13 protein-coding genes are annotated in these 12,587 nt (G+C 57.1%); 11 read left to right on the top strand and 2 right to left on the bottom strand.

Features of this window, described 5'->3' with window-relative positions; all coding sequences use genetic code 11:
• From VK738_00710 to VK738_00665, 10 genes are all read left to right on the top strand, one after another.
• The coding region (locus VK738_00710) for a metalloregulator ArsR/SmtB family transcription factor (protein ID HTD21151.1) at positions 1 to 347 on the top strand (347 nt) is incomplete at its 5' end.
• Between the two features lie 15 nt (positions 348 to 362).
• Entirely contained in the window at positions 363 to 761 is a 399-nt protein-coding gene (locus VK738_00705) for a VOC family protein (GenBank protein HTD21150.1), read from the top strand.
• A 149-nt stretch (positions 762 to 910) separates the two neighbouring features.
• Positions 911 to 2,212 carry a SpoIIE family protein phosphatase gene (locus VK738_00700; protein HTD21149.1) on the top strand — a complete coding sequence of 434 codons (1,302 nt, stop codon included), beginning with the start codon at positions 911 to 913 and terminating at the stop codon, positions 2,210 to 2,212.
• Between the two features lie 607 nt (positions 2,213 to 2,819).
• On the top strand, positions 2,820 to 3,572 hold the full coding sequence (gene msrA / locus VK738_00695) for a peptide-methionine (S)-S-oxide reductase MsrA (GenBank protein ID HTD21148.1): 753 nt from the start codon (positions 2,820 to 2,822) through the stop codon (positions 3,570 to 3,572).
• Between the two features lie 100 nt (positions 3,573 to 3,672).
• Positions 3,673 to 3,849 (top strand): hypothetical protein, encoded by a 177-nt coding sequence (locus VK738_00690; GenBank protein HTD21147.1) that lies wholly within the window; start codon positions 3,673 to 3,675, stop codon positions 3,847 to 3,849.
• 36 nt (positions 3,850 to 3,885) lie between these two features.
• Positions 3,886 to 4,821, top strand: coding sequence for a hypothetical protein (locus VK738_00685; GenBank protein ID HTD21146.1), 936 nt, complete (start codon positions 3,886 to 3,888; stop codon positions 4,819 to 4,821).
• 433 nt (positions 4,822 to 5,254) lie between these two features.
• Complete coding sequence (locus VK738_00680) at positions 5,255 to 5,860, top strand: hypothetical protein (protein HTD21145.1); 606 nt, start codon at positions 5,255 to 5,257, stop codon at positions 5,858 to 5,860.
• Between the two features lie 158 nt (positions 5,861 to 6,018).
• Positions 6,019 to 6,147, top strand: a complete 129-nt coding sequence (locus VK738_00675) for a hypothetical protein (protein ID HTD21144.1) — start codon at positions 6,019 to 6,021, stop codon at positions 6,145 to 6,147.
• A 34-nt stretch (positions 6,148 to 6,181) separates the two neighbouring features.
• Positions 6,182 to 7,141 carry a DUF2911 domain-containing protein gene (locus VK738_00670; GenBank protein ID HTD21143.1) on the top strand — a complete coding sequence of 320 codons (960 nt, stop codon included), beginning with the start codon at positions 6,182 to 6,184 and terminating at the stop codon, positions 7,139 to 7,141.
• Between the two features lie 77 nt (positions 7,142 to 7,218).
• Positions 7,219 to 7,656 carry a DUF1801 domain-containing protein gene (locus tag VK738_00665; protein HTD21142.1) on the top strand — a complete coding sequence of 146 codons (438 nt, stop codon included), beginning with the start codon at positions 7,219 to 7,221 and terminating at the stop codon, positions 7,654 to 7,656.
• A 165-nt stretch (positions 7,657 to 7,821) separates the two neighbouring features.
• On the opposite strand, the gene VK738_00660 is transcribed toward VK738_00665, so the two are convergent.
• Together VK738_00660 and VK738_00655 are read right to left on the bottom strand one after the other, a co-directional pair.
• Entirely contained in the window at positions 7,822 to 9,765 is a 1,944-nt protein-coding gene (locus VK738_00660) for a MacB family efflux pump subunit (protein HTD21141.1), read from the bottom strand.
• Positions 9,765 to 11,009: an efflux RND transporter periplasmic adaptor subunit gene (locus VK738_00655; protein ID HTD21140.1), complete on the bottom strand. Its 1,245-nt coding sequence runs from the start codon at positions 11,007 to 11,009 to the stop codon at positions 9,765 to 9,767. Before VK738_00655 ends, VK738_00660 begins: the two co-directional genes overlap by 1 nt.
• A gap of 855 nt (positions 11,010 to 11,864) precedes the next feature.
• Between VK738_00655 and VK738_00650 the strand changes: the two genes are divergently transcribed.
• Complete coding sequence (locus VK738_00650; protein HTD21139.1) at positions 11,865 to 12,446, top strand: hypothetical protein; 582 nt, start codon at positions 11,865 to 11,867, stop codon at positions 12,444 to 12,446.
• Positions 12,447 to 12,587: the final 141 nt, after the last annotated feature.

Genomic DNA, 12,587 nt, shown 5'->3' with positions numbered 1-12,587 from the left:
TTGCGGAGCCGAACCGCCGCGCGATATTGAGCCTCCTGGTCTCGGCCCAACAGTCGGTGGGAGAGATCGAGCGTCAGCTTCGTATGCCGCAGCCGACCGTGTCAAAGCACCTGCGAGTGCTGAGAGATTCCGGTTTCGTGGAATCCACGGTGGACGCACAGCGCCGCCTCTACCGGCTGAAACCTGAACCACTTCAGGAGCTGGATGCCTGGCTGGCTCAGTTCCGCCGGTTCTGGTCCGCTCACGTAGATGCTCTTGAACGCCACCTCGACCGCATGGGACAAGCTCAAGCAACACCAACGAAAAGGAAGACACGGAAGAAGACGCGGCCCAAACCGCGAACGTGACAAAGGAGAAACGAAATGAAAATCAAAGTAACCAGCGTATACGTGGACGACCAGGAGAAGGCCCTGCACTTCTATACGGAGGTGCTGGGCTTTGCCAAGAAGACCGATTTCAGTCAGGGCCCATATCGCTGGCTGACCGTGGCCTCGTCCGAGGAGCCGGAAGGCACTGAGCTGCAGTTGGCGCTGAACAACAACCCCGCAGCCAAAGCGTATCAGCAGGCGATGTTTCAACAGGGCCAGCCTGCGGCCATGTTCTTCACCGACGACATCAAGCGGGACTACGAGCGGGTCAAGGCCCTTGGCGCCGAGTTCACGATGCCACCCACTGACGTGACCGGATCGACCATTGCGATGCTGAAGGATACCTGCGGCAACCTCATTCAGCTCACCCAGTTGGCACGCTATTCACGCTAAGCATGGGACTTGCAGGGGCGAGTTAAGACTGTAATGAACAAAATTCGTATTGTCCTCCCGACCGGAGCCGCGTACTTTGCGGCGGAGTGGAGGGATCTAGGTTTTTGCTGATTACTCTAAACCGCTTTGTTCATTAGGAGGAGAAGAAGATGATTGATCGCGAGCAGTACGCACCGGGTCCTGCCAGCGGGGCGCACATACAGAAGGACCGGGGACAAAACGGTGAAGAAAAGTGGACGCTCATTTTCGTCAGAGAGCTGCGCCACCCGCCGGAAAAAGTCTGGCAGGCGCTTACCGACCCGGCGCATCTGCGCCAGTGGGCGCCCTTCGATGCCGATGGGAACCTGGGTACGGTTGGAACCAGGGTGAAGCTCACCACGGTGAAAGCACCCAAGGCGCAGGTTTCTGAGACAACCGTGACGCGAGCCGACGCTCCCAAGGTGCTTGAGTACAACTGGGGTGACAAAGATCTCCGGTGGGAACTCGAAGCCCTGGATGTCGATGGCGACGGCGGCACGCGCCTGACGCTGTGGCACAACATTGATCGCGGCTTCATCTCCATGGGTGCTGCCGGGTGGCACATTTGTTTCGATGTTCTGGATCGCCTTCTCATCGGAACTCCCCTCGGCCGCATCGTCGGCGCTGAGGCCATGAAGTTCGATTGGCCTCGACTCAACTCTGAGTACGCCCAGCAGTTCGGCATTGAAACGCCCAGTTTGCGTCTTCGCAAACAGGCCCAGGAGTACGAGGAGGCCAGGCAAATCCAGCAGGCGCTCATGCCCAAGGAGATTCCGCAGATTGCGGGTCTCGAAATTTCAGGCAGTTGGCGGCCGGCGCGTATCGTCGGAGGCGACTATTTTGATGTCTACAAATTTGGCGCAAGCCGGCTGGGGCTCTGCATCGCCGACGTGTCTGGCAAGGGAATGGCGGCCGCTCTGCTGATGTCCAATCTCCAGGCTGTGGTCAAGGGGCTGGCAACCGAAGACACGCCGCCCAAGGAGCTGCTGGAGAAAGTCAACCGCGTAATGTCGCGTAACACCACAGAGGGCAAGTTCATCACCCTCTTTTATGGCCTGCTGGATGTCGACCGCAAAACCTTGCAGTACACGAACGCCGGACACAACCCACCCGTTCTGACCCGGAAAGACGGGGTTCAGGTACGCCTGGAACAAGGCGGCCTGATCGTGGGTGCTTTCGAGGAGAGTGTTTACGAACAGGGCGAGATCGAGCTGCGGCCCGGAGACCGCCTGGTCATGTTTACCGATGGCCTGAGCGAAGCGGTGAACAAAGACGGCGAGGAGTTTGGCGAAAAGCGCCTGGCCGAGGCCGCGCGCAGCAACCGTCAACTCTCGGCCGAGGCGCTTCACCGTTGCTTGCTGGACCGCGTCACCGATTTCAGCGGCGGCGAGTTTGAGGACGACGCCACTGTCCTGGTCGTTGCTGTTTCCTAAACAACTTTAGCTATTTCTGTAGAGTTTTCCAGTTTGTCATCCCGACCGGAGCCGCGCTTTTTGTGGCGGAGCGGAGGGATCTAGGGTTTTTCGCTGACTGAAATCTGCTGGCACAATTTGAAAGCCAGGACTGAGTAAATGACTCACAGTTTCACAGATACATGGAGGACAAATTATATGCGTACGATTTTTCGCTGGATTCACATCATCTTTAGCATTCCGATCGTCGGTTACATTTATAGTCCGTTTGAAAAGCTTCCAGACTATGCACGCCCAACTCGGTATGTCTTCCTTCCTGTAATGGTCCTTACGGGATTGTGGATGTGGAAAGGCCATCTCGTTCGACGACTTTTTTCAAAAGGATCGGCCCAACAGGATGCTGCAGAGAACTCCTAGCCGCCTCGCGGCCGGTACTTGGCCCGGAGGGCATGGGAGTGCGAGGCACGCTTATACTCCAGCGGGCAGATGGTAGTGTGGAATCACTTTGCCCAAAAAATCATTGGGTGCATGTCTTGTTGCGAGAGATTTGTAGGAAAGGCCAACGCGCATCCCGCAGAGCGGGAGAAGCGTTCAGAAGAAATTGCTCGTTTTGTAATCGAACGCTGGGATGATCCCGACACGCCGGCCGCGCCAGAGGCTCATAGCCAATGGAAGTCAGACAAACTATGATTATCTATATATGTTCGCTCATTTCTTCCGTCTCATCCTGTTTCTCTCTGTCATTGCAGTTATAGTTTCCTGTACAGCAGCAACCAATCCGCCGATTCCTGCTGCAAAAATGGACGTCTCATTAGCCAGCCATGCTGGAAAAGAGAAGGCTGTATTTGCCGGTGGCTGTTTTTGGGGAACGCAAACAGTTTTTGAAAGAGTGAAAGGCGTGACCGAGACCACGGTAGGGTACTCCGGCGGCTCAGCCACCACGGCGACGTACGATCAGGTTACAACAGAAACCACCGGGCACGCGGAATCGGTTGAAGTGATTTATGATCCGTCGAAGATCACATACGGAGAGCTGCTGAGAATCTTCTTTTCCGTTGCGCACGATCCCACGCAACTTAACCGGCAAGGGCCAGACGTTGGCACTTCTTATCGTTCTGCGATCTTTTACGTGAATGAAGAACAGAAGAAGATAGCTTCTGCTTATATCGAGCAGTTGAACCAGGCCAGGATCTTTCCGAAACCCATTGTGACTGAGGTGACGCCACTCAAAGGCTTCTATCGCGCCGAAGATTATCACCAGGACTATGCGCTCCAGCATCCAGAAGATCCCTACATTCAGGTGTGTGACCGCCCAAAGATCAAAGCCTTGCAGCAGCAATTCCCTGAGTATTTTGTCGATTACAAAGGGAAGAGTCGTTGAAATAGCCGGGTGCCCCATGCCCCCGCAAAGCGGGGCGTGGGCCTAAAAAGATTTCATCCTTATTTTGTTTTTCTGTTTTTCCTGCCTCTAATATCGGATCATGCCGGATTACAAAATCCATCTGATCGGCGGCGAAGATGACGAAGTTGCTACGATTCGCGCTGCACCGTCAACGGGCTCTGCTACATCAGCTTTCATTATCGAGACCGCGTCATCGAAGCCGATGCGGCCGACTATCACAGACGCGGTGGCCCACCCCGTCCGGCTTCCCGCGTAGTAGAATTCTGAGGCTCTGTACGAAATCAGCAAACTCATGCACCCCGCCATTCTCGCCGCGTTCTTCGCAACCTCTGGCACCGCGGTCGCAATGTGCTCCGCTGGCATCGCGGTTTTCCTGATCGGAATATGGGCCGCGAAAAACGAGATCGCCCAGGCCCGCGGCCTCGACAAGATCGTGGCTTTGAGCAATCTGTGTTTCGCCGTCCCGCTGGCGGTCTTCGGCGCACTTCATCTCTTCGGCCCGGAATTCGTCAAGGACCTGGTGCCGAAGTACATGCCAGGGCGTATGTTCTGGGTATATTTCGTCGGCGGCGCGCTGATCGCCGCGGCCCTGAGCATCGCCGCCAAAATCGGGGTGCGCTGGTCCGGCCTGCTGGTCGGAATCATGATGTTCATGTTTGTCGCGATGCTCTATCTTCCCAGTGGGCTGAGGCACCTGGACGCCAGAATTACCTGGACCATCGTCTTCCGCGAATCGTCGTTCGGCGGCGCCGGCTGGATTTTCGCGGCCACTGCCCCCCACCGCCCCAACGCCGGATGGCGCGGACCAGTCCGGACCACGCTGATCACCGTGGGCCGCATCCTGATCGCGCTCGCCGCAATATTCTTCGGCATTCAGCACTTTCTGCATCCGCTGGGACTTCCCGGCGTCCCGCTGCAAAAAGAGATGCCGGCGTGGATTCCCGGGCGCGTGCTCATTGACTATGTGACCGGCGCAGCCCTTCTCCTTGCCGGGGGAAGCATTCTGCTGAACAGGAAAACGCGTACCGTGGCAGCCTGTGTCGGCGGCTGGATTTTGCTGACGGTCCTGGTCATCTATTTGCCCGTCATGATCGGGGCGCTGTCCCAACCGGGTATTGAAGTGAAGGTGGAGGGGATCAACTACTTTGCCGACACGCTGCTGTTTGCCGGAGTCATCCTGTCAGTGGCCAGCGCGGCACCACGATCCGATGCGCTAACGCGCACCTAAGCTTCTGCTCCAGAATAAATGGCATCCGCATTCGATGTACATCATGCGTGGGCTCTCGTGCCTTCTGGCGCCGCCTGCAGGCCACGCCGACCTATCCTCCCATTGACGCTGACCTTGAATTTCCGTACCTATGCATTCAACATTATTCCAATCTTCCCTATTAAGCCCGCACGCGGGTTGCCACCATCTTTCCGAACTGCTATCGAACCAGAAGAGGCTTCCATTGCTGAGGTTGCAGGTTAGCTGAGCGCGGCTAAATTAGATGCAAGACTTGGAGCTGTACATGAAAGGGCCGTCCTTGTCGTTCCCGTCGTTAGTGCGGTCGCGCCCAACAATGTGCCGGGTAGAAAGCCGGCCCAGCCTCGTGTAGGATTGGCGCGTATCTTGGGCAGGGCGCGGACTAGTGTGCCGTCAGCCGCGCCGGGAGGAGATCGTGGCAAAGCCTAAAGCTGAGGACGACCGGGAAAAGAGAATCGAAGATTTGAAACGCCGCGCAGAAGAGCTTTGTGGTGGCCAGATGGAGGTTGGTAGCCTGGACGACTGCTCAGCCGAGGCGGAAGAGGCATTCTGGAAACAACTGGTGGACTGCGAGGAAGCTCCATGGACGACCAACTTCCAGCAACTTGAAAACGCGGGCGTGTCACTCCCACCGCCGGATTCGCTCAAGGATGAGGAACTGACGGCAAAACTCTGGGAGATAATCCAAAAGCTCGCCCTGCTTCATGTGTTTATAGAACAGACAGATCATCTCAGCGACCGCGAGCTCTATACCCATCTCTGGACCGATTCCCTGCGGGAAGAAACAAAGGCATTGCCGCTGGCTGCGAATTCTGCGTGCCACATCCAGATGCTCGGCAGCGGCAGCGAGGAAGATAACCTGCTCTATCTCAAGTATTACGCGGATGACACCTGGCGTCGGCATTGGCATGAGGAATTTCCCAATGATCCCATTCCTATGCACCAAGACCCGCCTTACGACCGCGACCGTCTGCTGCCCAAGCCGGATTACGGTCCGCGCTCTGGCCGAAAGTCCAACTGAAGCCGGGGAAATTCGGGGACAGGCGGGACGTTTTCTGCCATTAGCGAAAATCTAGAACCGCGGGGCTGGTTCTATGTTGTTGTTGTTGATCGAGAAGTCCCCCAAAGCTGTCATCCTAAGCGAAGCGCTAAAATAGGTTGCGAGAGTTGGAGGTGTATATGAAAAAGCCCATCCCGGTGGAATCTGCCTCTGCACTAATCGACGAGAAGATCAAGGAACTTGGAACATCCGTTCTGTCTCCGATTGTCTCCCCTCTGCTTGCCGTTAACCCCACCCGCGTTAGATAATGCAGGCCAGATTCTCCGTCGAAGGAGTGCCAGAATGATTTCGCCCAAACGATTTTCAACTTTCAGCATTGCCATTCTCTTTGCCGTGACGTGCGCGGCGCCGTATGTACGGGCACAGCAGTCGCCAGTGAGGGTCAGGCCGATCTATCCCAGTCCCAAAGCCAGTGTGATGCAGACCATCGGCGTTACCGACATCAGCATCACTTACAGTCGGCCGGCGGTGAAAGACCGCGTAATCTTCGCGGATGCGCCGGCGACGATGGAAACGCGTGCCAAGGGCGAAGCCACTCTCGACAATCAGAACGAGCGCAAGGCGGGCGAGCCCATCGTTCCTTACAATCACGTCTGGCGCGCCGGCGCGAACGACGCGACGACGTTTCAGGTAACGGACGACGTTCTGATCAATGGGCAGCCGTTGAAGGCCGGCACCTACAGCCTGCACGCCATTCCCGGTAAAGACGAGTGGACCATCATCTTCAACAACGACGCCGGACAGTGGGGCAGCTTTACGTACGATTCGAAGAAGGATGCGCTGCGCGTCAAAACCAAGCCACAACCGGTTAGCGAGAATCAGGAATGGCTGATCTACACCTTTGATCCCGTCAGCGAAAATTCCGCGACGGTCAACATCCGTTGGGAAAAGGTTCGCATTCCCTTTACCGTCGAAGTGAAAGACGTGAAGGCGCTCTGGCGGGCAAAGGCTGACGCGGTCATTGCCGCGAATCCGGCGAACGAAGTCCTTCCCCTTCAGGCAGCCCAGACTTATGCCAACGACAAGAATTGGGACGAGGCGCTAAAATTCGTTGACCAATCGATTAAGGTCAAAGAAACATTTCGAAATCTCTCGACCAAGACCAACATCCTTTGGTCGGCCGGCAGGAAAGAAGAAGCCCTCAAGGTTGGGGAGGCGGCCATTGCCAAGGGCAAAACCGACAACGCCAACACTTCGGCTTTTGAGAAGCGCGTCGCGGACATGAAAGCCGGCAAGATCTAATCAGCCCTAAGCTCTCACAAGAGAAGTTTTACAGATGTGTGACTTCCGGGAATCCTGCCGGAGGTTTGGAGGTGTCCATGAAAAGGCCCGTCCCGGTGGAATCTGCCTCTGCATTGATAGACGAGAGAATCAAGAAACTCACAGACTGGCGTGGCAAAACGCTGGCCAGCATCCGCAAGAGCATCCTTGCGGCCGACCACGAGATCATCGAGGAATGGAAGTGGATGGGAAGCCCCGTGTGGTCTCGCGACGGAATCATCGCGGTCGGCAACGCCCACAAAGATAAGGTGAAGCTTACCTTTGCCCACGGGGCGAGCCTCCCCGATCCTGACAAGCTCTTCAACGCCGGCTTCGCAGGCAACACGTGGCGGGCGATCGATTGGTTCGAGGGCGATAAGATAAATGAGCGTGCTCTAAAAAATCTCGTCCGTGACGCCATTGCTTTCAATCAGATCAAATTGAAGAGGAAAGCGCCTGCGGGGACCCGAGCGAAAGTACCTAAAAGTAAAAAGTGATGAAACTACAGCTTTTTCTCACTAGCACTCATTGAGAATATTCGGATCTCGACCACTCGTTCAGAAATCTTCTTGAACGTGGAATTCGTTCGGGTTCGTCAAAGCAATGTGACTTGGACCCTTCCAGGCCGGAACCGCCCGTGATTCCGTAAGTGCATTCTGGTTCTACTCTCGGGCCAGCGCCTCAATGGGGTCGAGTTGCGCGGCTTTTCTCGCCGGAAGATAACCAAACACGATCCCGGTCAGAAAAGCACAGGCGAAGGCGACGACGATTGGTATCACGGTGAAGATTACGCGCCAACCTGCGATGGTGGAGGTTGCCAGGCCACCACCAATGCCGGCGAACACCCCGATCAGTCCGCCGATAAAACAGACCATCACGGCCTCGGTGAGGAACTGGAACAACACATCGAAACCGCGAGCGCCAATCGCCATGCGGATGCCGATTTCGCGTGTGCGTTCGGTGACCGAGACCAGCATGATATTCATTACGCCGATGCCACCTACGACAAGCGAGATCACGGCAATCGCCACCAGAAGAGAGGTGAGCGTGTTCTGGGTTGCATTGGCCGTGGCAATGGTGTCGGCCATGTTCCGGATGTCGAAGTCTTCCTTGCCGTGGCGCTTCATCAGCAGTGTGCTGAGTTCAGATTGCACCATGGTCATGTCCGCGCCCGGCGCTACTCTTATGACGAAATCGCTGAAGAAGCGTTGACCAAAGACGCGCGCTCCGGCTGTGGTGTAGGGAAGCCAGACGGAGTTATCCATATCGTCGCCCCGGGTATTCAGGCCTTTGCTGCTCAAGACTCCAATGACCAGGAAAGGCGCTCTGCCAATGAGCACGTACTGGCCCAGTGGATCCGTGCCCTTGGGAAAAAGGTTCTTCATGACAGTCTGGCCGAGTACAACGACCTGGGAATAGCGCATGACGTGTTCGGCCGAGAAGAACACGCCTAATTGCAGAGGCCAGTCGTGCACAGCGGGGAAGCTTTCGCCGGTGCCGAATGCGGTGACCGTCAGATCCTGGTCGCCAAAGCGCAGCAACGCGGAGATGTCCGTTTCCGGATTCGCGATGGCGACACCAGGCAAGGCACCCATCGACGGCAGATCTTCCGGCAGAAAACTGGTCACCATGTTGGATGAGGCACGAGCCGCCGGCGCTCCGCGCCTAACCGTCAACAGGTCGGTACCCATAGCCTGGATGCGATCGAGGACGTCCTGCTTGGCTCCGTTTCCGATTGCCATCAAGGCAACTACAGAGGCGACGCCGATGATGATTCCCAGCATGGTCAGCAGAGTCCGCAAGCGATTGTGCACGAGCGAACGAAAGGCCATCTTCAGAGACTCGCCGAGGACGGCTGAGCCTGCCTTGACATCCATTTCCGGATTGCCGGCCTGCGCCCGACTATCCGTCTCGCCGTGTTGCTGCTGCTCGTCGGAGGTGATTCGGCCATCCGCGATGCGGATGATGCGGTGCGCATACGCAGCGATGTCGCTGTCGTGGGTCACCAGAATGATGGTGTGGCCTTGTCTGTGCAGTTTCACGAGGATGGCCATGACTTCCTTGCCGCCCTGGCTATCCAGCGCTCCGGTCGGTTCGTCGGCCAAAATCACCGGCCCGCCATTCATGAGCGCTCGAGCGATGCTGACGCGCTGCTGCTGGCCGCCTGAGAGTTGGCCGGGAAAGTGTTCCAGACGGTCGCCCAGTCCGAGTTCCTCCAATAAGCCGCTCGCGTGCTCGGCCCGCCGCGCCTTGGCCATGCCGCGGTAAACGGCCGGAACCTCCGCGTTTTCGACGGCATTGAGATCGGACATCAAGTTGTAGCGCTGAAAGATGAAGCCGAAGGTGTCGCGCCGCAGGGCTGCCAGTTGATCACTATCCAGAGTAGCTACGTCGATGCCGCGGATGGAGTAGGTGCCGCTCGACGGTTTGTCGAGACAGCCAATGATATTCATCAGCGTGGATTTGCCGGAGCCGGATGCGCCCATGATGGCGACGAATTCCCCGCTGTGTATCTCCAGGCTTACTTCCCGGAGCACGGTCAGCGGCTCACCGCCGGTTGTGTAGGTGCGGCTGACCGCACGCAATTCGAGCAGCGTCGCGGGCATTAGCGGCCCTTCTGAGAGCTCAGCGCGCTGGTCTTCTTGGCCGCCGTTGCCGTTGCCGTCTTTCCGTCGATGACGACCTTCTCATTCTCGTTCAGTCCGGCGGTGACCTCGGCTGCAAGCTCACTTTTAATGCCGATCTTGATCGTGCGCATCTCAACGCTGCCATCGGGTTTGAGCACTTGCACCTTGACGACCGAACCTTCGCTGGCATTACCGATGGCGGCTGCCGGTACCAGCAACACGCCCTTGGCCTGCGCCAACACGATGAAAACCTGTGCCGTCATCTGAATTTTCAGTTCACCCCCAGGATTGGGGATATCGAAGAGAACGTCATAGAAGACTACGTTGTTGATGAGCTCCGGAGTGGGAAGAACCTGCCGGACTTTCCCAGACCAGCGCCGGGGCGAGCCCAGGACGGTGAAATAGGCAGCCTGGCCGGGCTTGACGTCGACAATGTCGGCTTCCGAAACCTGCGACCAGACGGTCACGGTGCTGATGTCGGCAATGCGCATGAGATTCGGCGCCGACTGATTGGCGTTGAGGGTTTGACCTTCCAGCAGAGTGATGGAAACGACTTCACCGGCCATGGGCGCCGTGATCTTGGTATAGCCCAAATTGGTTTTGCCGGTGGCTACGGCCGCGCCGGCTTGCCTCATCTGCGCCGAGAGCGAGGCGACGTCGGCGAGAGCGGCAGCGTAGCTAGCCCGGGCTACGTCATGGTCGCTTGCCGAGATTACCAGTGCGGCAAAGAGCTCATCGCTCCGGACCAACTGCGCCTTGGCGAGCACCAGTGCCGCCTGTTTGACAGCGCGCTGCGATGTTATGCTCGAGAGCGCCGCGTTGGACGATGTGAGCGCGGTGTCCGCCAGAGCCGGGTCAATTTCCGCGAGCAACTGGCCCTTTTCCACGTGATCGCCACGCTGGACCTTCAATGATTTGAGCATGCCGGAAGTCTGGGCTCCAACATCGACATACTTGACGGGCTGAACGATACCGGCGGCCACGACCGTGCTCTCGACATCGCCACGTTGGACGGTCGCAGTAGTGTAGACAACCTTGGGTTTCGCCAAGACCCAGTGATAATAGGCAAATGCGGCTGCGGCGACTGCCAAGACGGTTCCGATCAGCCCAAAGCGATGTCGTTGCCAGAAGGTTGCCGAATGAGAAACTTTGTGAGGTATAGGATTTGCATCGCTCACCGGTGGTACGAGCGTAGGAACCGGACTGATCTTTGTCGTTGCCATTCTCCTGGCTCCAAACCCATTGGCAAAGTCCGGCCTGCCGCGCAGAAGTCAAAACCTCAGGGTCTGTTTTCCTTATAGTCTTCTAACTTCCTGAAATCTGAGCCGGATTGACCATCGAATGGAATGGCCCTCTGTTTCGTCCTAATCAAGTCGACAGCGGTTCGTGCTAAATAAGCGTACGTTTACAAATCTGCAAAACTCAGCAGAAATCCCGTTCCAGAATACAATTGTTTGTGATGTTTCTTGACGCAATTGTCTCGTCCTACATTCTGAACTTCCGAAGCGGCGCACGTCATGAAATGCGCTATTTCGAAAGCCAGCGCAGCCTGTTCGCAGTAATGGAGAAGGCATCTCTTTGTGTGACACCGGATGGAGCGCGCCATCCACATCAGCGGCGTATTCCTCAGTCCGTTCTCGGACGTGCAAAGCAACGTTTGGAGGCTGTTGCGAAGAGTCTCCGAAGGGCGAGAAATTTCGCTGCACTTTATCAGATAGTCGAAGATGAGATCGGCTCCATCCGTGGAATCGGCTCTCTCACAGTCTATGACATTGCACATCGTCTGGGTGCTTTTCTCGGGAAGACTCCGTCTCTGATCTATCTTCACGCAGGGACACGATTAGGCGCGTCGGCGTTCGGGCTGAGGGGAAAGGCCATTACTCGCAGGCAACTACCAGACGCTTTTTCCAGGTTGACGTCCGCTGAAATTGAAGATTGCTTGTGTATCTCCGGCACCGAGCAGAAGTGGCATCTGAAGAACGTAGTCGCTTATAAGAACGGCTTTGTTGAGCTATCGTATCGGAGCCAATCAACCAGCTCCCAGCCTTGAAAGGGCGAGGTTAGGCGTGAGGAACATCATGTCCATATCGAGAAACGCTGGCATCATCGGGGTATCAGATCATGGCGGTTGGGCGGTGCTGGTGACGGTGGCGCGTGATGGGCGGCTCCTCGACCGCCGCCGGGTGGAACTCGTGGGCGAGGGCCTGCCCAAGATTCCGCACCACAGCGAAGGCCAAGGGCTCCCGCTCGGCGAGGCCGTGGAGTTAGTAGAGCGCGTGCGCGTGTCGGCGGAGAGGCACGCGGTGCTTGCCTTGGAGGCTGTCACGATGGCGGTGCCGCGTATCCTTGGTGTCGCCCTTCGCAAGTGCCCACCGCTTCCACCCACGATTGCCGAGCGAATCAAGGACTACCGTGCGCAGAACGTTGCCGACTGGGTGATGTACCGCAAGGCCCTGGCCTCCGCGGCCGAGGCACGGGGTTGGCCCGTCCACTGGTACGACGCGAAGAGCGTATTGGGCGCGGCGCGCCAAGCGTTGCGTGTAGAGAACCTCGACGCTCACTTCCTCCAGGTGCGGAGGGCCGTCGGGCCGCCCTGGAACAAGGATCACAAGCTCGCAATGGCGGCGGCCATAGTCACGGTGCCCGCGGCTGTGGAGTAAGCCGCGGAACCTGGAATAAGGCCGTTACGCTAAGCAGTTCGTCGTCGAGGCCCGAACTGGCTGGGTGGCCCACTCTTTCGCGCGCTTTTTGCGAAGGGTGGGGATTTTGTCTTTAAATCTGTGCCTATCAGTAGCGAAAAA

The organism is Terriglobales bacterium (assembly GCA_035487355.1).
In the GTDB taxonomy this organism is placed as follows: domain Bacteria; phylum Acidobacteriota; class Terriglobia; order Terriglobales; family Acidobacteriaceae; genus QIAW01.
The sequence above is the reverse complement of the archived record's forward strand: the minus strand, read 5'-3'. Positions and strand labels throughout refer to the sequence as shown.